We start from the raw sequence: 23,767 nt of genomic DNA on the forward strand, positions 1-23,767 counted from the left end.
CCATCTTTAACAAAACAGATAGTTGCCTTGATAAGCAAACTTGTTCCTTATTATGTTATAAACGTTAATTCAAATTGTTGCAAATGCGACAATAAAATGTTAATGTACCCTTAGGAGGTGTTACTATGGTCGAGATACTGAGAGATATTGGAACAATAGCAAGAGCTCTTGATTCTATTGCTAATGTTGAATTTAAAAATTATAAACTATCAAAAGGACAATATCTATACATTGTTCGTATTTATGAAAATCCTGGCATCATTCCAGATAAGTTAGCAGAGTTAGTCAAAGTTGATAGAACTACAGCTGCAAGGTCTATTAATAAGCTTGTAGAGAATGGCTTGATTAAAAAAATGACTGATCCTGCTAATAAAAAAATTCGCAGACTATACGTCACCTCAAAAGGAATAGAGGTAGTGCCTATCATTCAAAAAGAAAACGACTACTCTAACACTGTAGCATTACAAGGATTTACAGAAGAAGAAGCCCTGCAGTTTTCAAGCATGTTAAAAAAAATTAGTACTAATATTGATAGTGATTGGAAAATTGTAAAAAAAGGGCACAAAAGAAACTATTTGAAAGGAAATGATAGTAATGAAGGTTGAAATCAAAAAATGTGAATTAAAAGATTTGGATTGTATTCGCAAAATTAGTATTCGTACATTTAAAGACACTTTTGAAAAGTACAATACAGAACAAGATTTAATAAATTATATAGATACTGCCTATAACAAAAATAAATTACGCATAGAGTTATTAAACCCTAATTCAATATTCTATTTTATATTTTCAGATGATGATTTAGCTGGTTATATGAAACTCAATAGTAAAGAAGCACAAACTGAAAATACATTTTCTAACTCATTAGAAATTGAAAGAATATATATTCTTCCAGCACATAAAAGAAAAGGTTTAGGCAAAAAATTAATACATTTTGCTAGTCAATATGGGAAAGATACTGGTGTAGAGACAATTTGGTTAGGAGTATGGGAAAAGAATGAGCCTGCTTTACATTTTTATAAAAATTTAGGTTTTTGCATTACAGGCGAACACTCATTCATGTTAGGACAAGATAAACAAACAGATTATCTAATGACTAAACAAATATAAAGTGGAAAATAGTACTAATTTAGAAAATATGTTTCATTCTCAATTTACAGATGAAGGATATGGGAAATTTATAAATGAAACGGCTATGTATTATGTTACAACAACACAAGATGCTGGATTTATAACAAAAGTTAAAGATGTTAACGTTACCCAAAATAAGGAGGATGAACTTAGGTATACCTTTACTGCTACCATTAATTATACTGATAATAATAATGAATCAGGAACTACAAAGATTAGTGGAAATGCTGAATTTAAAGAAAAAGGGAAACTAACTATATTCAAGATAACAACCAATGATCTGCTAGAAAAAATGAAAAAGATTGCAAACGAAGTTAAAATTCCGAAAGAGTAGTGATGCTGTGTTTATACTGATACACAGAAAAGACGTAATAAAGATAAACGAATCAAATTTGACTATGTAGTGACCCAAAAAAGTTAGACTTTCTTCAGAGTAGATTTTTTCTACTCTGTTTTTTTATGCAGTGAAACTCATTATAAGGAAGAATTAAATCAATTTATCACTGATTATTTAGAAGTCACGTTCAGTTATGGCAGCAATGAGACCGTTTGCCTCTGGTAAATGCTAATCAATATAACTCAGATACACCGACTCAGTCAATATTCATTGATAGAAAAATCTATGAGATTTCGGAAGATAGAAGTAAAACTATTGTAAAACTGACTTACTCTTATGGAGTTTTAGATGTAACACCGAATAAGTATGAAATGTTAGTAAGTTAGTCTATTAACAAAAATTCCGCTGAAGCCTATCAAATTGACTCGCAAGAAAATGAAGCAATCCATTATCAAACTCAGACAAAAGAATCGTAAAAGGGAGTTTGTTAATTATATTTTAGAATTTAATTTTTTAGTTGACAATACATAGACAAATGTCTATATTATAAATAGATGTTTGTCTATGTATGAAAGGTGGAATAATAATGGATTATAAATTAATAGCAAAAATATTCAAAGCCTTAGGTGATTCCAATAGAGTTCAAATTGTTGATTTGTTGTCTTGCGGTGAATTGTGCGCCTGTGATTTGTTAGAATATTTTAATTTTACACAGCCAACACTATCGCATCATATGAAAGTATTAATAAGTGCAGAGATTGTACAAACGAGAAAATCGGGGATTTGGCATAACTACTCCCTAAATGAGGAGAAAATGACATTTATTTCTGATGTCATTCAAAGTCTTGTCAAAAATAATGAGAATTGTATCTGTCATTCAATTGAGAACGGAGAATGTTCTTGTAACAATGATCAACTAGTAAATAGTAGTAACTCTACTTATTTAAAATAATGTTGAACTTCCTACTTAGAGCCGAACAGTAAGAAGTTTTCATATTAATAATAAATCTTAATTATGGAGATGTTAATTATGGAAAGTGTAACGAAAAAATTGTCATTATTAGATCGGTATTTAACTCTTTGGATTTTCCTTGCAATGGGAATTGGTGTAGGGCTAGGTTATTTTGTACCTGATATTGCAACTGGAATAAACAAATTAGAAATTGGAACAACATCTATTCCAATTGCAATCGGGTTGATACTAATGATGTATCCACCATTAGCTAAAGTTAAATATGAAGAAATGTGGCGCGTATTTAAAGATTGGAAAGTACTTTTGCTATCATTATTTCAAAATTGGATTATTGGACCAATTTTAATGTTTGTTTTAGCTGTTTTGTTTTTACATGATTACCCTGAATACATGGTAGGATTGATTATGATTGGCTTAGCTAGGTGTATTGCAATGGTTATTGTATGGAGTAATTTAGCTCAAGCCGATAATGAATACACAGCTGGTTTAGTTGCATTCAACTCTATTTTCCAGATTGTCTTTTATTCTGTTTTTGCTTATATATTTGTAACTGTTATTCCAGGTTGGTTAGGATTAGAAACTCATTCTATTTCGATTGGTATGGGAGAAATTGCTACAAGTGTCTTCATTTATCTAGGCATTCCCTTTATTGCAGGTTTTCTAACTAGGAAAATTTTAGTTAAAAGAAAAGGCATTACATGGTATGAAGAAAAATTCATTCCTAAAATCAGCCCAATTACACTGATTGCTTTGCTATTTACAATTATTGTGATGTTTTCTGTTAAAGGCGAAAAAGTGATTGAATTACCATTGGATGTTATTCGAATAGCGATTCCTTTGTTAATTTACTTTGTTCTAATGTTTTTTGTTTCGTTCTTTATTTCTAAAAAGATGGGAACAACGTATCCAATCGCTGCTTCACTATCCTTTACAGCAGCAAGTAATAATTTTGAGTTAGCTATTGCTGTAGCAGTTGGAGTATTTGGTATCAATTCTGGAGAAGCATTTGCTGCAGTTATTGGACCGTTAGTTGAAGTACCTGTCTTGATTGCGCTCGTAAATGTAGCCTTGAAATTCAAACAGAAATATTATAAAACTAACAAAAATAATAGAAATGAGGCAAAAGAATGAAAATAGTGATTATTGGTTCGGTAGCGGCAGGAACAAGTGTGGCAGCAAAAGCAAGAAGAAATACAGAGGATGCAGAAATTTGTGTTTATGATCAAGATAAGGATATTTCGTACTCTATTTGCGGTATTCCTTATTATATCGGAGAAGAAGTTGAGGATTTAGATAAATTAACACCACGCAATGCTGCATGGTTTAAAAAGCGTTATAATGTAGACATTTTTACAGAACATCGAGTGACGGCAATAAATACTGAAAAACAAACACTTGAAATACAAAATCTTCAAACTGGCGAGATCTTTATTGATAGTTACGATGAATTGGTGTTAGCTACAGGAGCAAAACCGATTGTTCCAGAGGTGTTTTTAAACCAACAATCCAAACAAAATATTTTTCATGTACGAAATATTCAGGATGCACGCTCGATTCATGAGTTTATACAAAATGGAAAAATTAATACGGCAACAATTATTGGAGCTGGATTTATTGGGTTAGAGATGGCTGAACAATTAGCTCATAAAGGAATTGAAGTTACACTTATCCAACGTGGTCAACAAATTATGAAACAGATGGACTCAGATATGGCATTTCGAGCACAAAAAGAACTCGAAACAAATAATGTGGATGTTCTCTTAAATACAACTATTACCAAAGTTATTGGTAAGGAAGAGTTTATTACTGAATTGGTGACGAATCAAGGAAAAACAATTAAATCTGATTTAGTTATACTGGCAGCTGGAGTTGAACCAAATACGTCCTTAACGCAAGCTACAAAAATTAAGTTAGGTACATCTGGAGCGATTGCTGTAACTAAAAAAATGGAAACTTCCGTACCACATATTTACGCTGTAGGTGATGTTGCTGAAAGTTTTTCAGTAATCACCAAGAAACCTATCTATCGCCCACTAGGATCAACCGCGAATAAGATGGGAAGAATTGCTGGCGATGTGATTACAGGCGGAACCTTAGAACATCGGGGTATATTAGGTACTGGTATTGTTCGAGCTTTTGATTTAACCATTGGTTATACTGGATTAAGTGAAAAAGAAGCTCTAGCTGAAGGTATTGATGTAGCAATTCTTTATAACATTAAGCCGGATCATGCAGATTATCTTGGTGGGAAAGAATTAACAATAAAAGCGTTAGCAGATAAAAGTACCGGAAAAATTCTAGGTGCGCAAATCATAGGGAGACAGGGCGTTGACAAACGTATTGACGTTCTAGCGACAGCTATTTCTTTTGGAGCAGTAGCTGAAGATTTATTCCATCTAGACCTTGCTTATGCACCACCATTTGCGACAACAAAAGACCCAATTCTATATACAGGAATGGCACTGGATAATGCTGTAAAAAAAGGAACACCATTAATGACTCCAAATGAATTAATGAAAAGACAAGTAAATGGGGAAAAACTTCAAATTATAGATACACGCTCTAAGAAGCAATATGAAAAATCTAGTGTAGAGGGAGCCATTCATATTCCATTAACAGAATTACGTAAAAGGCAGTCAGAATTAGATAAAGATTTAGTAACCATCACGTATTGTAACAAAGGAGTAAGTGGGAATGCAGCTCAAAATATTCTGATAAATAAAGGTTTTAAAGAGGTTTATAATTTATCCGGAGGTAATAAAAACTATCAAGTCATAGTGGAAATGGAAAATCACAATGATTAAGATTCAGTATTTCAAGAAATTTACCGCAAATGCAGGATTAATTGCAAAGGAATCTCTAAATGAACTCAAAAAAAGAGTGTACAGAAATTGAAGTGAGACCCAATAGTTAGACCATAACCCGACCGAAGAAATTTGGTCGGGTTTTTATGCGGTCATCCGTTCGCGATATTGAACAGGACTGCAGCCAAGTTTCGTTTTGATTCGATGGTGATTATAGTAATTAATCTACTCATTAATTGCCCGCTTCAACCCTTCAAAGCTTGTATAAATCACACCATGATACATTTCTTGCTTTAATAGTCCAAAGAAGTTCTCCATCGGAGAGTTGTCGAGACAATTTCTTTTTCGTGACATGCTCTGGAATATCTTTTTATCTGCTAATGGCTTTCGATAGCTCTTCATCTGGTAAGTCCAACCTTGATCAGAATGGAAAGTCCGACGATAAGGGCAGTCCACTGTGTATACTATGGCTTCTTTCTGAGCGTCAAGAACGGCCTTTACGTTTGGTTTTCTGATATTCGATAGGACAGAATCTCTCCGTTAAACAAATCCAGGAACGGGTCTAAAAAAAGCTTCTTGATGACAGGTTTTCCGTCTGTACCTTGTTCGTAATACTTAAACTCCGAAGTATCCGTCGTAATCTTATGGTGTGGAACCGAAGTGGTGAAACGTCGGTGAATTCGATTCTTTGCCGCTCGTCCAACAGTTCCTTTATAGGAGTTGTACTTACGTGATTTACGCGTAAATTTTTAGCCCTTCAGTCCAAGCTTACGCATGATTCGGCGAATTTTCTTCTGATTCACCTTTATTCCAAGTTCGTTTTTAGCCACTATAAAAAGCCCCCTAAGTTAGATTTTTTGGTCTAACTTAGGGAGCTCACTTCAAATTAATTAATTTCTGTACACTCTTTTTTTTTAATTTAGAAAATATCTTCTAAAAATGTTAACAGCTCAGTTTTTTTTTGAGTAGGCATTTTCTTCACAGTTGTAATTAGTTTTTTTTCAACAGGAGTAAGATCTGTTGAAAAAAATTCAGATAAAGAAACTCCTAGAATATCGCATATGTGTTTTAAAGTTGCTAATGACAATTTAGTTGAATTATTTTCAATTGCTGAAATAAAAGAAGGGGATACCTCAGTTCTTTGTGCTAATTCTTTTGCAGTCATATTATTTATTTTTCTAAGTTCTTGTATTTTTTCACCAACATTAGTTACCATACTTATTACCTACCTTTCTTTTCTCTACTCTTTAATAGTATCTATTAATTTGTAGGAATGCAATATGTAGGTTGAAATATAAGGTAATAACTATTTTATTTACTCATGTATGTATATATTCGTCGTATTTTTAACTCAGTGGTGAATTTTTGTTGGAAAATTGACTACACTATGCTACTATTAACTGAGTTATTCATTACTAAAAGGAAATGGGGAAAGAAGAATGAAAAAAATCGTACTTGCGTTTGATGGGTCCACCCATGCAGTAAATGCTGTCAATGAAGCTAAAAAATTGATGCAAGGTTTTCCAGGTGTCAGTTTAACAATTTTAGAAGTTCTTGACATCGCTAAAGCTAAGGACCAAGCACTTGATCTATCAAAAAACTATGAGGAAAGAAAAAATGTACGAATAGATGAAGTGAAACAACAATTAGCCGGGTTAGTAGATACTTTTGAAGTTTCAATTCTCATTGGAGACCCAGCTTCAGAGATTATTAAACATGTTAAAAAAAATAACTATGATTTGCTTATTATGGGAAGCAGAGGATTAAATATTCTTCAAGAATTTGTTATGGGAAGCGTAAGCCACAAAGTAATGAAATATGTGCCTATTCCTGTGTTGATTGTTAAATAAACAGAAAGGAGTTTTATTTATTTATGTTAATTAGTTTAAAAAAAGAGGAATGGTTTGGAAATATAAAAAATGATGTTTTAGGAGGTTTAGTTACCTCAATTGCACTTATTCCAGAAGTTATCGGATTTGCAATTATCGCAGGAGTTAATCCTATTACTGCCTTATTTGCGTCAGTTACTACAGCCATTGTCACTTCGATTACTGGTGGACGTCCTGCTATGGTTTCGGCCGCAGCGGGGTCAATGGCTCTAGTTATGGTTACCTTAATAAAAACTCACGGGATTGAATATATGGTTGCTGCAACTATTTTAACAGGAATCCTTCAGTTATCTCTTGGTTACTTAGGAATTCATAAATTAATGAAGTTTATTTCAAAACCAGTTATGCTAGGCTTTGTGAATGCATTAGCCATTTTAATTTTTCTTGCTCAAGTTCAACAATTAGGAAGTAAGAATATCTTTACTTACGCAATGGTTGGAGTGACCATTGTGCTGATGTATATCATCCCTAAATTATCTAAAGCAATTCCCCCAGCCTTAATAGTGATTATTGTGATGACCCTGCTTTCCTTATTTCCACAATTTGGACTTCAAACTGTAGGTGATTTAGGAGATATGTCAGGAAAGTTACCTTTCCCAAGTTTGCCAATGGTTCCCTTCACATTCGAAACAGTAGTCATTATTTTCCCAACAGCTTTGGCGTTATCGATGGTCGGATTGATTGAATCTTTGTTAACTTTACCATTAATTAACGATATGACTGAGTCAAAGGGTGATAATAAACGAGAAGTTAAAGCTCAAGGTTTAGCCAATGTTGTTACTGGTTTTTTTGGAGGACCAGCTGGCTGTGCTATGATTGGTCAAGCGGTCATCAATGTCAAATCTGGCGGTAGAAAAAGACTCTCCACTCTTACGGCAGGATTAGCTTTACTTTTCTTAATTGTTGCGCTAAAAGAAGTAATGATTCAAATACCAACAGCTGCTCTAATTGGAATTATGATTACAGTAGCATTTGAAACATTTGATTGGGAAAGCGCAAGAAACTTAAAAAAAGCTCCATTAACAGAAACCTTAATCATGTTAATTACCATTGCAATAGTTGTCTATACTCATAATTTAGCAATTGGTATTTTAGTAGGTGTGTTGTTAAGTATTTTTGTTTTCATCGCGAAAATATCAAAATTGAAATTTAACAAAGCAAATGAAACGATTTATATTAGTGGTCAATTATTTTTTGCGTCAGCCAATTCTCTAACAGAGTATTTTGAAAAACAAGATCCGCAAGAAAAGATTATAATAGACTTATCAAACGTTCATATATGGGATGAATCTGGCATAGAAGCTCTAACAGCTACTTTGGATATTTTAGAGAAAAGATTTTATTCCTATAAAATAGTCGGACTTCAAACAACAAATGCGAAATTAAATGCAAGGATAGGTTCAATAAATTTGCTCTAAGAAATAATTTTTATTCCTTCTAAGACATTTTTAACTTATTTGAAATAAATAATTTTCTATGATAAAAAGTGAATTTTAAGGTTATAAAAATTTAGTCTTTTTAAATGTATGTTCCGTGTGTTTTTAATTTTTTTTTAATTCATACTTGTTTAGAAGTTATCCATTTTTTCTTTTATAATAATAAAAATAGATAAATTATGCTTTAAAAACGCGCAATTTATCCGTTGACTTTACAAGTCAAATCCGTTTTAAAAGAGTGTTATGTTTAAATTTGACAAAAAAAATATATTGTGATAAATTTATCACAATATATTATAATTTAAATCGGTTGGGCGCAAGCTTTCAAGGTGGTTTCTTCAGGGGTGAGAAGAATAACTTAGAAGTGTGCGCTTTTTTTATTTATTTCAAATAAAGAGTAAAGAGGCTATAAAATTTAATTAGGAGGGATTTTGTTATAAACAAGGAAGTTTCTAAAACGCAGGAACGTATAATTAATGCTGCAATATATCTTGTTTCTCAAGGAGGGTACAAAAGTGCAACAACAAAATTAATTGCTGAAGAAGCATTAGTGAACGAGACAACAATATTTAAAAATTTCAAGTCAAAGAATGCCTTGTTAGCTATAGCATTTGAGCAACATACCAATCGAATTAAGGAAGAAGCAACGTTGTTCTTTTTATCTGATTTTGAAAATCAACAAGACTTACTAAGACAAACTGGATATTTTATTCAAAGATTATTTCAAAAAAATCGTTATTTAATTGTTGCTTCTATTAAAGAAATTGGTAATAAGGAACTAGATAATTTTTTTAGATGTAGACAAGAATATGTTGATTTGATTTTATCAAACAAGCTAAGAGAATTTCATGATAAAGAGCAAAGTGAAGACCAATATTATAAAACAATTAGTTTTATTTTTAACAATGCACTCATAGCTTTGCTATTAAAAGACATTGGCTATAGTAGTGAGGAAGATCATAAAAAAATCACGGTGGAGGATGTTATTGGTATTGCTTTATTGTTTTTAAATACTGTAGATAATAAATTTATGCTAGATGAAAAAAGTTCCATCAAAAATATAATTAGGATGGAAGATATATGACTACTATGGATTCTATATTAATCAGATTCATAAGAACGTAATTTAGTATCACAATTAAAAAAATACATGAGACATAAAGTATCACTTTATATATATACTAGTTTAAATGGAAATATAATGTAATTTTTTCAACAATATTTTAAGATTTCTATGCCAAAATTGACAAAAAAAAAGTGGTATGTTAAATTTAAGATAACTTAAATTTAACATAGATAAAATCGGTTGGGCGCAAGCTTTCAAGGTAATTTCTTCAGGGGTGAGAAGAATATATTGGAATCTTGCGACTTTTTGTAGTTAAAAAATAGAGTAGAGGTGAAAAAAATGAGTAAAAGTTCTATTGAGTTTGTGATAAGTCAAGAAAAAAAGGCGGAGAAGATAGAAAGAGAGTCAAAAAAATTCAATGAAGAGTTGCTGTCCAAAACCAATAAAATACTTGAGGAAAAAAAAAGAATATTAGCTAAAGATATAGAGGATTATAAAAAAGAAAAAGAACGAAACTATCAATTAAAATTCGAGGAAAATCAACAAATTATGTTAGAAAAACTCGAGTCAAATAGCCAGATGATTAAAAATAAAGTCAGCTTGAATCAAGAAGAGGTCATTGAAGATATCGTGAGGGAGGTTGTGAGTCAGTATGGCCATAGCTGAAATGAAAAAAATCACCCTAATTGGACAACATTCTGAAAAAGAACAACTAATAAAATCTACGCAAGAATTACAGAATCTAGAGTTAGTTAACATAACAAAGTTACAAGAAAAAGAGAGTTTTTTACACTATTATAATATGGATATGGCAGTAAACAGTCAAAAGGAAATAGAAAGTACGTTGCGGTTGATAGAGGAATCCTACGCTTTTATTCAGAAATTCAAGCTAAAAGCAAAAGGATTCTCTAATTACAGAATAGGTCGCAAACAATATGAATTCAATGAAATAGAGCAAATGGTTGAGAGTAGTGAACTACTAGAACTCTGTGAAGGACTTAAAATAGTTGAAAAAGAATTGCATCATCTAGATCAATTGCGTAAAAATAAAAACAATGAATTAGATTTCTTTACTCGTTGGAAGAAACTAACGTTTAATCCAAAGATACGCGAAGAATTGAATTATTTTATTATTTTAATTGGTACCGTTTCAGTGGATAATGGAATGAAATTAAAAACGAACCTTGCTGAAGAAAAGGATGTATATTTAGAAGAAATTTATCAAACTAGAGATGACATGGGCCTTGTTCTTTATTTTGATAAATTAGATTCCGCTAAAGTGGAAAAAATTACTCAAAGCCATCACTTTTCATCCCTAATCTATGATTATCCTAATGAACCAGTAGTTGAGTTGGAAAAATGTCAGCTTAATATTGCTGCGATTATAGAAAAACAAAATAAATTAAAAAATAAAGTTAGTGAATACGTTAATCAAGCAGAGCTTTTAGAGTTAGGAATAGAGTACTATGTAAACTTTTTAGAAAGAGAAAAAGGAAAATCACTAGTAATGAATGGGCAACATCTTTTTATTTTGAGCGGGTGGCTAGAGTCAACAAAAATAGAAGAATTTAAAACATTATTATCTCTTGATATAGGTGAAGAGTCGTATGCTTTAATTGCGGAAGAAATTAGCCCAGCTGAAGTAAGCAAGGTACCAATTGTACTCACTAATAACGCAATTGTAGAACCTTTTGAAACCTTGACGGAGATGTATAGTATGCCTAAGTATGATGATGTAGACCCGACTCCTCTTTTGATGCCTTTTTATATGGTCTTTTTCGGGATGATGGTTGCGGATGTAGGATACGGTTTATTATTACTAATTGTTACCTTTCTAATACAACATTTTTTAAATTTAGATAGAGGGATCGCGAAGAACATCCGCTTTTTCTATTTGCTTTCCTTTCCTACAATTTTATGGGGAGCAGTATACGGTTCATTTTTTGGTTATACACTGCCGTTTCAGCTGTTAAACCCGCAAAAAGATGTGAATACAATCTTAATTACTTCTGTCGTTTTTGGCTTCATTCAACTAATCTTTGGGCTATGTGTAAACGGCACAGTTTTGTGGAGAAAAAAGCAAATCAGAAATGGATATGTAGAGTCGTTTTCATGGGTTGGAATTTTATGTGGGATTGCTTTGATTACGCTAGAGCTATTAGTGTTTCCAAGTTATGCAGTATTCTTAATTGGGGCTAGTTTAATTGGGATTAATGTTTTTGGATTGCTACTATTTTCCACTTTAGGATCTAAAAATAAATTAGTAGGATTCGGGAGCGGCTTATATTCCTTATACGGAATTACGGGCTATGTAGGTGATTTAGTGAGCTACACAAGATTAATGGCACTAGGAATAGCGGGTGGAAGTATTGCTCAGGCTTTCAATTTAATCATTGACTTATTGCCACCAATTGCCAAATTTACCGTTGGAATATTACTATTTGCATTACTACACTCTATTAATATTTTCTTAAGTTTCTTAAGCGCCTATGTGCATGGTGCGCGGTTACAATATGTTGAATTTTTTGGTAAATTTTATCAAGGTGGAGGAAGAGCTTTACAGCCTTTAAAGACCTATGAAAAATATATTTATTTAAAGAAACGTGAAATGAAATCAAAATAAAGTATCTATTGTCTTAATTGAATAGATTAAAAAAAAGATATGGAGGAATTGGATCATATGAATAATTGGTTAACTTTTTTTATGGAAAATAATGGTGGAATTGGATTTGCAGGGTTAGGGATGGCGGTAGCAATGATTTTTGCAGGAATTGGCTCAGCTAAAGGAGTTGGTATGACCGGGGAGGCAGCGGCAGCATTATTAACGGAACAACCTGAAAAATTTGGTAAGTCTTTAATTCTTCAATTACTACCAGGAACGCAGGGACTGTATGGTTTCGTTATTGCATTTATGATTTTTATTCAAGCTGATGCGGATTTAAGTCTGACTAAGGGGATTTATTTCTTTGTCGCTGCATTACCAGTCGCGTTTACAGGATTATTTTCAGGGATTTATCAAGGTCGTGTTGCAACAGCAGCGATCCAAATTTTAGCCAAAAGACCAGAACACGTGATGAAGGGTGTTATATACGCAGCAATGGTAGAGACATATGCAATTTTAGGTTTTGTTATTTCGTTTATTCTAGTTTTTAATTAATTAACTGTTTTGAATAAAAGGAGTGAAAAAAATGTCAGATTTAACAAAACTTACAGAAAAAATGTTAAAGCGAATAGAGAATGAATCTGAAGAAAAAACTGCAAAAGCAAAAATTCAAGCTAAAGAGTTGTTATCTTCAGGAGAACGGCAATTAATGGATCAGTCTCATAGTGAAAAAGCAAAAATTGATGCAACTATTTTGAAGGATTATAACTTGAATTTAAATTCATATAAAATAAAATTACGAAATAGATTGCTAGCTGAAAAACAACAAATTATTGAAGAAACATTTGAACAGGCATTGAAAAAAATGAAGGATTGGAATTCTACTGAGTTTCAAGACTTTCTAGAACATGCAATTAAGCAGTTTAGTACAGAAAAGAAAATTGAAGTTATATTAGGCAACAAATCCAGTGGCTATATTTCACAAGAATTTCTTCACGAGTTAGAAATAAAATCTAGTTTTTTAATAGTACTTTCGCAGGAAAAAATTGCTAATAAATCAGGTTTTATTTTAAGAATGGCTGGAATTGATTATAATTTTTGCTTTGAAGATATTATAAAGACAAAAAAAGAAGATTTAATGCCTATGGTTTCAACTAAACTATTTAATTAGAAGGACGGAGGTCAGTTATGAAAGCTACGGATTATGCTGGAACGAATGCGTTAATTCGTGTGTATGAAACACGCCTTTTAAGAAATGAACAGTTCGAAACGATGCTTCATGCAAGCAGTTTTGAAGAGGCCGTCAATGTTTTGAAAGATAGCTCATATCGACAGGATGTAGAAAAAATAAAAGAAAATAAAGACTATGAACTGTTAATAGACAATGAAATGCAACGAACATTTAAAGAATTATTTGAGATCAGTCCAGAACCACGTTTAATTGAGTTTTTTTCTTTACGATACTCTTATCATAATTTGAAAATTTTATTGAAGGCTAAGTTAGTAGGGGAGAATTTTGATTATTTATTACTAGATATTGGCAAAGAGCCGCTTTCAGCTTTACGTCACGTTGTTGAGGCGGGAAAATCTGAAGTACTTCACCCAATTATTATAGAAGCTTTGGAAGATGCGCTTGATTATTATGAAGAGTATCATAATATACAGGCGATAGATATCATTTTAGATCGTTTTTATTTTAGACATATTAAAGCGTTATCTCTAGAATTAAACGAACCAAAAATTATTGAATTAGCAAATCTATTTATCGATTTTAACAACCTTTCAATTCTATGTAGAGCGATTGATCAAAAACAAACACGAAATTTTCTTCATGCTGTCTTATCAAGTTCTGGTGAGGTTTCTAAAGCAACTTTGATTGAGCTAGCTTCTGAGGATTTAGGGAGTTTGTCAAAAAAATTAATGAAATTGCCTTATAAGACTATTATTCAAGCAGCTACTAATTCGGAAACCAGACAAATATCGCCAATTAAAATTGACTTAGAGACTGATAATTCGCTAATGAAGTTTTTTCAAATGGCGAAATTTGAAGTTTTTGGCCCTATGCCTATATTAGCCTATCTTTATGCAAAACAAACCGAGGTAAGAAACCTAAGACTTATTTTAGTTGGGAAAAAAAATCAAATCCCGCAAGATTCTTTGAGAGAAAGGATGCGGTTGAACTATGGTGCATAAAATTGGAGTAATTGGAGACAAAGATTCAATCTTACCGTTTAAAATTCTTGGTTTTGATGTTTTTTATGCAGAAGATGCAGCTTCCGTTAGAATAATTATTCCTAAGCTGGCAGAAGATAATTATGGAATTATCTATTTAACTGAGCAACTTGGAGCGTTAATACCAGAAACAATTAAACGTTATGATGAAAAAATTACTCCAGCTATTATTTTAATCCCCAATCATTTAGGTGTTTTAAATATTGGAAAAAATCGAATTCAAGAAAATGTAGAAAAAGCAGTTGGAAAAAATATTTTATAGTAGGGGGATATTGGTTTGAAAAAAGGTGAAATCATTAAAGTCTCAGGTCCTTTAATTATGGCTAAAGGTATGGAAGAAGCGAATATTCAAGATATTTGTCAAGTCGGTAAAATTGGATTAATTGGTGAAATTATTGAAATGCGAGGAGATGTCGCCTCTATTCAAGTCTATGAAGAAACGTCAGGGGTAGGTCCAGGCGAACCCGTCACGACAACTGGTAATGCGTTATCTGTTGAATTGGGCCCTGGTTTAATTGCTCAAATGTTTGATGGAATCCAACGTCCTTTAAAAGAATTTATGGAAGTGACAAAAAGTGATTTTTTAGTTCGTGGTATTTCAATCGAAGCATTAGACCATGAAAAAAAATGGTTGTTTGAACCAGTTTTAGAACTAGGAATGGATGTTTCTAGCGGAGATGTTATTGGAATCGTTCAAGAAACTAAAGTGATTGTGCATAAAATAATGGTTCCTAATGGAATAAGTGGAAAAATAGTTGCATTAGAAGCTGGACATTTCAATTTAAAGGAAACAGTCTATGCCCTTGAAACTCCCAGTGGATTAAAAGAATTTACAATGATGCAAAAATGGCCCGTTCGACGTGCCCGACCGATTGCTAAGAAATTAAACCCAACAGAACCGATGACAACAGGGCAAAGAGTTATTGATACTTTTTTTCCAGTAGTTAAGGGTGGAGCTGCAGCGGTTCCGGGACCATTTGGTGCTGGGAAAACAGTTGTACAGCATCAAATAGCTAAGTGGAGCGATGTAGAAATTGTTGTGTATGTTGGGTGTGGAGAACGTGGGAATGAAATGACTGATGTAATAAATGAATTCCCAGAGTTGATTGATCCTAATACTGGAGAGTCTTTGATGGAACGGACGATTCTCATAGCCAATACCTCCAATATGCCAGTAGCTGCCAGAGAAGCTTCTATTTATACTGGTATTACAATTGCTGAATATTTTCGAGACATGGGCTATAGTGTGGCAATTATGGCAGATTCTACTTCGCGTTGGGCAGAGGCATTACGTGAAATGTCTGGTCGTTTAGAAGAAATGCCTGGAGATGAAGGGTATCCTGCATACTTAGGTAGTCGAATAGCAGAATACTATGAGCGAGCAGGTTTAGCTATTGCTTTGGGTTCAGAGAAACGTCAAGGGAGTATTACCGCTATCGGAGCTGTATCTCCACCAGGAGGAGATATTTCAGAGCCAGTTACTCAAAATACGTTACGGATTGTTAAAGTCTTTTGGGGATTAGATTCAATTTTAGCTCAAAAACGTCATTTTCCCTCCATTAACTGGTTAAGTTCTTATTCGCTGTATTTGCCAGAAGTTGGTAAGTTTAATAATCAAGCATTAAATATGGGTTGGAGTGAGATGGTTACAAATGCTATGAGTATTTTACAAGAGGAATCTCAGTTAGAAGAGATTGTTCGTTTAGTTGGACTAGATTCATTGTCAGAAAAAGATCGTCTTACTTTAAGCATTGCAAAATCTATACGTGAAGATTATCTCCAACAAAATGCATTTGATGACGTAGATACTTATACCTCGCGTCAAAAACAAGCCTATATGTTGGAACTTATTTTATATTTTGGAGAAGAAGCACGAAATGCAATGAATCTAGGGGCTTACCTGTCAGAAATATTGGAAGGGACGCTTCAATTGAGAGATAAGATTTCTCGTAGCAAATATATATCAGAATCTGAATTAACAAAGTTTGATTTAATCAAAACTGAAATAAAACAAGTGCTTAAAGAAATTGTAGCTAATGGAGGGATGGATAATCATGCTTAAAGAGTACAGAACAATAAATGAAATAGTCGGTCCTTTGATGGCGGTTGAAAAAGTTAACGGAGTAAAATATGATGAATTAGTTGAAATTCAGATGCAAAATGGTGAGGTTAGACACGGACAAGTGTTAGAGGTTGATGGAGATACAGCTATGGTTCAAATATTTGAAGGCTCTGATGGAATTAACTTAAAAAATTCAAAGGTCCGATTTTTGGGGCGTCCTCTTTCGTTAGCTGTTTCTGAAGACATGGTTGGCCGTGTTTTTGATGGTATGGGGCGTGTGAAGGATGAAGGTCCAGATTTGATTCCAGAAAAACGTTTAGATGTAAATGGTGAGGCAATCAACCCTATGGCACGAGATTATCCGAATGAGTTTATTCAAACTGGAATTTCTGCTATTGATCATTTAAATACATTAGTCCGCGGTCAAAAATTGCCAGTTTTTTCAGGTTCGGGGTTGCCTCATAAAGAATTAGCAGCTCAAATAGCTAGGCAGGCAACAGTACCAAATAGTGAAGATACATTTGCAGTTGTATTTGCAGCAATTGGAATCACTTTTGAGGAAGCAGAATATTTTATGGAAGATTTTCGTAAAACTGGGGCAATTGATCGATCAGTTATGTTTATTAATTTGGCCAATGATCCTGCTATTGAACGTATCGCAACACCCAAAATGGCTTTGACAGCGGCAGAGTATTTAGCCTATGAAAAAGGGATGCAAGTTTTGGTTATTATGACAGATATGACGAATTATTGTGAAGCCTTGAGAGAAATTTCTGCTGCACGTCGTGAAGTACCAGGGCGTCGAGGGTATCCAGGGTATTTATATACAAATTTAGCAACATTATATGAACGTGCTGGGCGGTTGAAGGGGAAAAAAGGTTCTGTTACCCAAATACCAATTTTAACTATGCCAGAGGATGATAAGACACATCCCATTCCTGATTTAACAGGATATATAACCGAAGGTCAAATTATTTTATCTCGTGAGTTATATAAAAGTGGTATACAACCTCCTATTGATGTATTGCCTTCTTTATCACGTTTGAAGGATAAAGGAACAGGAGAAGGGAAAACACGTCACGATCATGCCGCCACAATGAATCAATTATTTGCTGCATATGCAGAAGGAAAGCAAGCCAAAGAATTAGCTGTTGTACTTGGTGAATCGGCACTTTCCAAAGTTGATAAATTATATGCACTTTTTGCTGAACGCTTTGAAAAAGAATACATTAATCAAGGTTTTACTACAAATAGAACAATTGAAGAGACGTTGGACTTAGGATGGGAACTGCTGTCAATTTTACCAAGAACAGAATTGAAGAGAATTAAAGATGAGTTGCTAGATCAATTTTTATTAAAGGGAGAGTGAAACTACTGTGGTACGTTTAAATGTAAATCCTACACGTATGGAGCTTTCAAAATTAAAAAAAAGATTAACAACGGCAACGAGAGGGCATAAGCTGCTTAAAGATAAGCAAGATGAATTAATGCGTCGTTTTATTATTTTAGTCAGACAAAATAACCTGTTAAGAAGCGATGTTGAAAATTCCTTAATTACAAGTATGCAATCGTTTGTTATGGCAAAGGCTCTTTTGAATGAAAAGTTTATTGAAGGATTAGTAGTAGTTCCTGCAAGAAAAGTAATCGTAGATATTTATGAAAAAAACATAATGAATGTAGAAGTACCTGTGATGAATTTTTCTTATCCAGAGGCTGAAAAAGAGTTACCCTATGGTTATCTAAACTCGAATAGTGAATTAGATCAATCAATTGATGAGCTATCGCAAATTTTACCGAAATTACTGGAGTTAGCAGAGATAGAGAAAACATGTCAATTACTTGCTGACGAAATAGAAAAAACTAGACGACGAGTAAATGCGTTAGAGTATATGACGATTCCTAAACTAAAAGAAACAATTCGTTATATACAAATGAAACTTGAAGAAAATGAACGCGCAAATATTACACGGTTAATGAAAGTAAAAGATATGGGAATAAAATAGGAGTATTCAAAAATAAATTCCAGCTACATTATGCGATTGATTTGTTATGATAATGAGCATAAAAACGTAGCAAAGCATGATGGGAATTTAGAACACAGCTAAACCTTTAATTAGTGACAAACAAAATATTATAGAGGATCAGAGAAGTAATAAAGGTTATAGAAATAACATGAAAAGTGATTTAATTAAATTTTAAATTTTAATTTTTCAGGATAGTCCAATTAATTATTCAAGGAGGTAACATGGGTAAATTTCAATTCATAAAAAAAGTAGAACAAATGATTACGCCAAAAGATACTGCAACTCTACAGGTCATGGCACCTTTAAGTAAGTTAATACCAAAAAGATTTCAAAATGCAGTCATGAACTATTCTGCACAGAAAAATCCTTATATGGGTTTTGTTGTGGAGCCATACAGTACATTTTTGTGCTATGAAATTTTAGATTTGAAATGGGCAGAAAGTCTTATACCAGATGATTTTGAATTGATAAAAACAAAAATTTTTTCCGATGGTGAACCAAAGTATTATATGATTTTTGGAACGTTTAATGTTCATACAAGTGCTTTTTGGGGCACACGTTTAGAGGTGAATATTATTGCGAAAAATAATAAGACTAATTTATTAAGTTGGGTTATTATTGATTATGATACGAACACGTTGAGTCATGATAAATTAAACGGTGTTGTTGAATCAACGACTGAAAAAGTTGTTTTTACAACAGATTATGAAGGTACTATTATTGCGGATATTGAAAATAAAGAAAAAGAGCGTTCTTTGATATTTGATTTAAGTACACAAAATTCAACAGAAAAATTATTAGATAGTCGCTTATGGTTGGAAGGAAACTTGTCTGTTGCATACGGGCGTGATATTTCTCAAAATACCAATGAAGCCTTTTCATTAAAATTTAACCAAAAAGAAGTTGAAAAAGGGTACCGTGTTCCGCTAAAGCAAGTGAATATTATAAAAAATAATTGGTTTGGAGGGTTGTGTCAGAATGAGCCAGATGAAGTTGTTTATTTTCCATATGCACAACACTATCTATCAGATAGTCCAGGGTATTATAGTGATATTCGCAGTCAAGAGCAGATGGTTGAAGCTTATGAAAACTTGGTTTTAGATAGTATACCTGATTATTCCTCAGAAATTCATAGAAAGACAATTAAAGTAGCTGTTGTTTTTAATGTTTTTTTTGTATCGACATTGATATTCTTACTTTTAAAAAAAAGAAATGATTAATCGAATCATCAGTTGAATGCTGTCTTTATGATGACATTGTAGCAGAGAGCACTGATGGCATTGGTCTATAGTATTTATTATGTGTCATGAATTTAAGGAGCTAGAATATTGTACCTGTGTGTTTCGTCTGGATTGTTTTTTTATACCATTTTGTAACGTACACAAAATATTTAAAACTCCCAAAAAAGATTGTCACAACTTTTTTGGGAGTTATTTTAAATCGTTCCGAGGATGGATTAACTCTGCTTAAAAGTCTAATAGATAATGTATTAGACTTTTATCATTTTATAAAAATTAAAGAAACCTAAGTTTGTAGTTAGGGGTTGGTAAGGGAAAGATTAACCTGTATCAGAAGTATATGCGATAGATAAATATTTAGTTTCAAAGTAGATTCCTTCTAAGCAATTAATTAAGTAAGATACTGCAACTACTACTCTTGAAAATATGAGTTTAAAAAAATTTAGAAGAGTGGGTACAGAGAATGAAACAGCTGAACCAGTTATTATTTTTATCCAGTCGTTTACTTAGAGAATTTATAGCAGTTATATATAAATGATGGTTTATGATAGTTGTTCTATTAGAAGTATCAATTTTTGTAACAAGTATTAGGTATTGATGAATAATAGTTAATGCTTATAAAAGATTATCCCAATAATAGAATTAATCTTTTTGAGCATTGCAATGTATCTGTTTGTTGAACTAACTAATTTTTTATAGAAATAAATGTAAATATTATGTTTACAAAAATAATCTTATTAAATACTAGATTAGGAATTAATCATATGAAATCATTTATAAATACAGGTTGCATGTGATTTTAATTTTTCAATTTCATACTTTTTAAAATCTACTAATGTTTTTCTACATAAGAGGACAATAGCAAAATAATACTTTGAAAACTATTGACAAAAAAAAGGTAGTATGTTAAGTTTTTAAAATTATATATTAAGAAAAATAAGGAGTGATTTGAGTGAATTTTTTTTTTAATAGAAGAACATTGAGAAAAATACTAGCATTCTACTTTATCGTAGAAAATAATGGAAATGTCGATTTGAATAACGTTAGTGAGTATTTAAAATGTACAGTAAGAACGACCAAAGATGTACTGGATGAATTAGAAAATGATGTAAAACAATGGGATAGCGAAGTATATTTACAACAAAAGTCTGATGGTTATTTATATGTTTATATTCCTTCAGACCTTTCAATTCATGGTATCTATTTATACTACTTAGAGGACAATATTAATTTTAATTGGATGAAGCAATATTTTTTTGAAAATACTGTGGAAATAAATGAATATGCCTTAGATCACTATGTTTCGTATTCTACGATGTATAAAAATATGAAGGTAATTGATAGAAATATTCTTTCTCGATACAAGTTACAATTTAATACTAATGTTAATGCAACAATTTTAGGCGATGAAAAGCAAAAGAGACTATTCTTTTTTGATTTTTTTTGGTATTCATATAGTGGTTTGAAATGGCCTTTTTATAATGTTGAAAAAAAAAAGTTCGATATCTTTTTTAAGTATATAGAAAAAATTAGGGTTCGAAATATTGGACTTTCAGAAAAAGAAATTTTACGTTATTATTTTGCAATAATCTTTCATAGAATAGAAATAGGTGAGACTTGTGACGAGTCTATTTTGAAAAATCAATTGCTAGATGATAGTAAACACTACACTATACTTAAAGAAAGCTTGTTCCCAATCTATAAAAGTATATTTCCAAAGTTGATGAAAAAAGATATTGAATCTGAAATAGCATTTCTTTATCTTACTATTTTTGGACTTGAATTCCATTTAGAAGATAATGCGATTGTATCAGAAATGTTAGTTTACGTGCAAACACATGACATCAATGTAGTAGAATACACAAATTTTTGGATGAAAGAGTTCTTTCTTTATTTTGATATTAAATTAAATGCTAGAGAATATAGTATTTTATATTCTAATTTAATTCATATTCATTCTAGAGCTTCATTATTTGAGGGTATTGACAGTATCTCTGAAGATATCCCAGGCATTTCAAAATCCAAGGGGCCACTTACACATATAGTAAATAAATTTTATGAAATATTAGTTGAGAAATCAACATTTGAAAATCCTCTTTTTGAAAACAGAGTATTTTTAATCAATAAGTATTCAGTTTTGATAGAAAAATATGCAGGGAAAAAATATTTAATTAATCACATAAAAATTTGCCTGTTATCAATTTACGGGGGTGAAACTAGTAAAGATTTTAATGATTTACTAAGAATGAATGATCTAGATCAAATTGTTGATGTAACAATATCTCTAAGTAATGATGTTGATTTAATTATTACAGATAGAGTTTATGATGAGTTAAAAGACACTGAAATAGAAATGTTATTATGGGAAGTAAATCCATCTGATAGGTCAAAAAATAGAATTATACATCGTATTAAGGAAATCGTTGATAAAAGAATTAGATAGTATACAAGCTAAATAAAACTTACTGTAAAGGAATAATATCTAGTTTAAAATATAAGTAAAATTGATTTAGCACTTATTTTTATTTTTTTGTCAAAAAAAAATAAAAAATAAAAAAATAGTAAGTAAAAAAGGATGAAAATTAAGCCGAGAAAAAAGAAAAAAGGATGAAATGCTTTATTAAAGGCATTTCTTCCTTTTTTTTTCTGTAATAAGAACTACATTTAAAAAAAAGTATTACAAGAAGTGACTTGTTATAATAAAAACTGTCTTAACAACTAAGGATGATACATATAGGTTAATAAGAATATATTTTTTAAATATTGTTTAAAAACAATAGAATTATCGTGGTAAGGACATCCATGTGAAATATAAAACTATACACTATTTAAAAAATGCTCCTTATAGTGATGATTTTTATCGAGAAAGGTTGTTATGAAAGATATAACTACTTTGTATTAACACTTCTTAGGTTTTTGGTGATCCTTTTACAATAAGAAAACCATAAAAATAATTTTTAGTGGAGGTGGAAATGAAGGTGAAAATATTTTTGAGTATTATTTTTGTAGTTTTTATGGGCAGTTTTATTTTGTATGAAGAAGTTTTTGCAATGGATGATAATACAAGTCAAGCAGGTATTAGTTTTTCAGAAAATGAAAATACAGATAATAACGATTCCATAAAGGGTGGTCAGACTGAAAACAAAAAAGTTTCAAGTTTGGAGTATGGCACAAAGAAAGAAAATATCTACTTACCTTCTACAGGTCAATTTCAAAAAAAGTATGGTTTAATAAGTTTTGCTTTTTTGGTAAGTGCTTTAGGTCTTTTTTTATTGAATAAAAAAGAATATCGCAACAAATTTAACATGAATGGAGAAAATTATGAAAAAATTAACGAAAATGAGTATTGTTGGATTAGGTTTGATAATGACTACTGGTATTGGAAATACAGCTTTCGCTGCTGAAGCAGACGGGTTTAAAACGACAGCTGACTTTACATTAGAAGGAGGAACTGAAGACAATAAGCCAACTAATCCCATTATTCCAATTGATCCTCCTACGAATCATACGGGTAATTTAGTAATTGATGCAGTATCAGATTTCACCTTTGAAAACGGAAAAATTGAAAGTAAGACAGTTACTTATAATGCTGTAATACCAACAGATAAAACGTTAGGAACACAGGTTACAGACATGCGAGGAACTGGTGCAGGTTGGGACTTAACAGCTAAAATTTCAGATTTTGAGAATGCAGATAAGACAAAAGTCTTAAAAGGGGCACAGCTATTAATCCCAGAAGGAAATGTCTCAACTACAAGTGTGTCTAAAGATAATCCAGCTATTTCAAAATCTGTAACATTGAATGCAACGGAGCAATCTATTTTCTCTGCGAGTCAAGACTCTGGTATGGGTACATGGTCAACAGATTTTGAGGGGAAGGGAAACCATGTCTCTATAGTGGTACCTGATGGGAACTATGCAGATAGTTATTCTGCCGAAATTGTGTGGTCTTTACAAGATGCACCAAAATAAA

Annotated in this window: 23 protein-coding genes, 2 pseudogenes and 2 other annotated features; of the genes and pseudogenes, 23 read left to right on the top strand and 2 right to left on the bottom strand. The window is 31.9% G+C overall.

What is annotated here, in order from left to right; genetic code table 11:
* Positions 1-125 precede the first annotated feature (125 nt).
* The 6 genes from BR77_RS02965 to BR77_RS02990 all read left to right on the top strand — a co-directional run bounded on the left by BR77_RS02965 (position 126) and on the right by BR77_RS02990 (position 5,245).
* Positions 126-605 (top strand): MarR family winged helix-turn-helix transcriptional regulator, encoded by a 480-nt coding sequence (locus BR77_RS02965; protein WP_015076345.1) that lies wholly within the window; start codon positions 126-128, stop codon positions 603-605.
* On the top strand, positions 595-1,110 hold the full coding sequence (locus BR77_RS02970; protein ID WP_010052820.1) for a GNAT family N-acetyltransferase: 516 nt from the start codon (positions 595-597) through the stop codon (positions 1,108-1,110). The genes BR77_RS02965 and BR77_RS02970 overlap by 11 nt, the downstream gene beginning before the upstream one ends.
* Before the next feature lies 1 nt (position 1,111).
* The gene (locus BR77_RS02975; RefSeq protein ID WP_015076344.1) at positions 1,112-1,465 is read left to right on the top strand and encodes a hypothetical protein; all 354 of its coding nucleotides are present in this window, start codon (positions 1,112-1,114) and stop codon (positions 1,463-1,465) included.
* Positions 1,466-2,054: 589 nt separating this feature from the next.
* A complete protein-coding gene (locus tag BR77_RS02980) occupies positions 2,055-2,420 on the top strand; it encodes an ArsR/SmtB family transcription factor (protein ID WP_015076343.1) in 366 nt (121 codons plus the stop codon).
* A gap of 69 nt (positions 2,421-2,489) precedes the next feature.
* Entirely contained in the window at positions 2,490-3,572 is a 1,083-nt protein-coding gene (arsB, locus tag BR77_RS02985; RefSeq protein ID WP_231857803.1) for an ACR3 family arsenite efflux transporter, read from the top strand.
* Entirely contained in the window at positions 3,569-5,245 is a 1,677-nt protein-coding gene (locus BR77_RS02990; protein ID WP_015076341.1) for an FAD-dependent oxidoreductase, read from the top strand. The genes arsB and BR77_RS02990 overlap by 4 nt, the downstream gene beginning before the upstream one ends.
* Positions 5,246-5,389: 144 nt before the next feature.
* Here the strand turns inward: BR77_RS02990 and BR77_RS19375 are convergent.
* Positions 5,390-6,066, bottom strand: a pseudogene (locus tag BR77_RS19375) (IS3 family transposase); the annotation flags it as partial.
* Between the two features lie 98 nt (positions 6,067-6,164).
* Positions 6,165-6,461 carry a helix-turn-helix domain-containing protein gene (locus BR77_RS03000; protein WP_015076339.1) on the bottom strand — a complete coding sequence of 99 codons (297 nt, stop codon included), beginning with the start codon at positions 6,459-6,461 and terminating at the stop codon, positions 6,165-6,167.
* Positions 6,462-6,684: 223 nt separating this feature from the next.
* Between BR77_RS03000 and BR77_RS03005 the strand changes: the two genes are divergently transcribed.
* The 17 genes and pseudogenes from BR77_RS03005 to BR77_RS03080 all read left to right on the top strand — a co-directional run bounded on the left by BR77_RS03005 (position 6,685) and on the right by BR77_RS03080 (position 23,766).
* Positions 6,685-7,095, top strand: a complete 411-nt coding sequence (locus BR77_RS03005; protein ID WP_016356436.1) for a universal stress protein — start codon at positions 6,685-6,687, stop codon at positions 7,093-7,095.
* Positions 7,096-7,118: 23 nt separating this feature from the next.
* Positions 7,119-8,246 (top strand): annotated as a pseudogene (locus tag BR77_RS03010) (SulP family inorganic anion transporter); the annotation flags it as partial.
* Positions 8,235-8,552, top strand: coding sequence for an STAS domain-containing protein (locus BR77_RS19755; RefSeq protein ID WP_307781482.1), 318 nt, complete (start codon positions 8,235-8,237; stop codon positions 8,550-8,552). The pseudogene BR77_RS03010 and the gene BR77_RS19755, both read left to right, overlap by 12 nt.
* A gap of 326 nt (positions 8,553-8,878) precedes the next feature.
* Positions 8,879-8,924, top strand: a sequence feature (sodium ion sensor (DUF1646 type); this cis-regulatory element may regulate processes involved in with the transportation of sodium ions).
* Between the two features lie 118 nt (positions 8,925-9,042).
* Positions 9,043-9,654 carry a TetR/AcrR family transcriptional regulator gene (locus BR77_RS03015; RefSeq protein WP_257613353.1) on the top strand — a complete coding sequence of 204 codons (612 nt, stop codon included), beginning with the start codon at positions 9,043-9,045 and terminating at the stop codon, positions 9,652-9,654.
* A gap of 220 nt (positions 9,655-9,874) precedes the next feature.
* Positions 9,875-9,920 (top strand) — a sequence feature (sodium ion sensor (DUF1646 type); this cis-regulatory element may regulate processes involved in with the transportation of sodium ions).
* 55 nt (positions 9,921-9,975) lie between these two features.
* A complete protein-coding gene (locus BR77_RS03020) occupies positions 9,976-10,302 on the top strand; it encodes a hypothetical protein (protein ID WP_016356435.1) in 327 nt (108 codons plus the stop codon).
* Positions 10,289-12,259 (top strand): V-type ATP synthase subunit I, encoded by a 1,971-nt coding sequence (locus BR77_RS03025; RefSeq protein ID WP_016356434.1) that lies wholly within the window; start codon positions 10,289-10,291, stop codon positions 12,257-12,259. Before BR77_RS03020 ends, BR77_RS03025 begins: the two co-directional genes overlap by 14 nt.
* A 57-nt stretch (positions 12,260-12,316) precedes the next feature.
* Positions 12,317-12,793 (top strand): V-type ATP synthase subunit K, encoded by a 477-nt coding sequence (locus BR77_RS03030; RefSeq protein WP_015076332.1) that lies wholly within the window; start codon positions 12,317-12,319, stop codon positions 12,791-12,793.
* A gap of 31 nt (positions 12,794-12,824) precedes the next feature.
* On the top strand, positions 12,825-13,409 hold the full coding sequence (locus BR77_RS03035) for a V-type ATP synthase subunit E (protein ID WP_015076331.1): 585 nt from the start codon (positions 12,825-12,827) through the stop codon (positions 13,407-13,409).
* Positions 13,410-13,426: 17 nt separating this feature from the next.
* Positions 13,427-14,431, top strand: a complete 1,005-nt coding sequence (locus tag BR77_RS03040) for a V-type ATPase subunit (protein WP_015076330.1) — start codon at positions 13,427-13,429, stop codon at positions 14,429-14,431.
* Positions 14,421-14,732 (top strand): V-type ATP synthase subunit F, encoded by a 312-nt coding sequence (locus tag BR77_RS03045; protein WP_015076329.1) that lies wholly within the window; start codon positions 14,421-14,423, stop codon positions 14,730-14,732. The genes BR77_RS03040 and BR77_RS03045 overlap by 11 nt, the downstream gene beginning before the upstream one ends.
* A gap of 15 nt (positions 14,733-14,747) precedes the next feature.
* The gene (locus BR77_RS03050) at positions 14,748-16,532 is read left to right on the top strand and encodes a V-type ATP synthase subunit A (RefSeq protein ID WP_035063915.1); all 1,785 of its coding nucleotides are present in this window, start codon (positions 14,748-14,750) and stop codon (positions 16,530-16,532) included.
* Positions 16,525-17,901, top strand: coding sequence for a V-type ATP synthase subunit B (locus tag BR77_RS03055; protein ID WP_015076327.1), 1,377 nt, complete (start codon positions 16,525-16,527; stop codon positions 17,899-17,901). The genes BR77_RS03050 and BR77_RS03055 overlap by 8 nt, the downstream gene beginning before the upstream one ends.
* 7 nt (positions 17,902-17,908) lie before the next feature.
* Positions 17,909-18,535 carry a V-type ATP synthase subunit D gene (locus tag BR77_RS03060; RefSeq protein WP_016356433.1) on the top strand — a complete coding sequence of 209 codons (627 nt, stop codon included), beginning with the start codon at positions 17,909-17,911 and terminating at the stop codon, positions 18,533-18,535.
* A gap of 242 nt (positions 18,536-18,777) precedes the next feature.
* Positions 18,778-19,776: a hypothetical protein gene (locus tag BR77_RS03065; RefSeq protein ID WP_233463416.1), complete on the top strand. Its 999-nt coding sequence runs from the start codon at positions 18,778-18,780 to the stop codon at positions 19,774-19,776.
* 970 nt (positions 19,777-20,746) lie between these two features.
* Positions 20,747-22,237 (top strand): helix-turn-helix domain-containing protein, encoded by a 1,491-nt coding sequence (locus BR77_RS03070; RefSeq protein ID WP_016356432.1) that lies wholly within the window; start codon positions 20,747-20,749, stop codon positions 22,235-22,237.
* A gap of 529 nt (positions 22,238-22,766) precedes the next feature.
* Positions 22,767-23,198 (top strand): LPXTG cell wall anchor domain-containing protein, encoded by a 432-nt coding sequence (locus BR77_RS03075; protein WP_015076323.1) that lies wholly within the window; start codon positions 22,767-22,769, stop codon positions 23,196-23,198.
* Positions 23,116-23,766 carry a WxL domain-containing protein gene (locus BR77_RS03080; RefSeq protein WP_035063920.1) on the top strand — a complete coding sequence of 217 codons (651 nt, stop codon included), beginning with the start codon at positions 23,116-23,118 and terminating at the stop codon, positions 23,764-23,766. The genes BR77_RS03075 and BR77_RS03080 overlap by 83 nt, the downstream gene beginning before the upstream one ends.
* Position 23,767 lies beyond the last annotated feature (1 nt).

Source organism: Carnobacterium maltaromaticum DSM 20342 (assembly GCF_000744945.1).
Lineage (GTDB): Bacteria > Bacillota > Bacilli > Lactobacillales > Carnobacteriaceae > Carnobacterium > Carnobacterium maltaromaticum.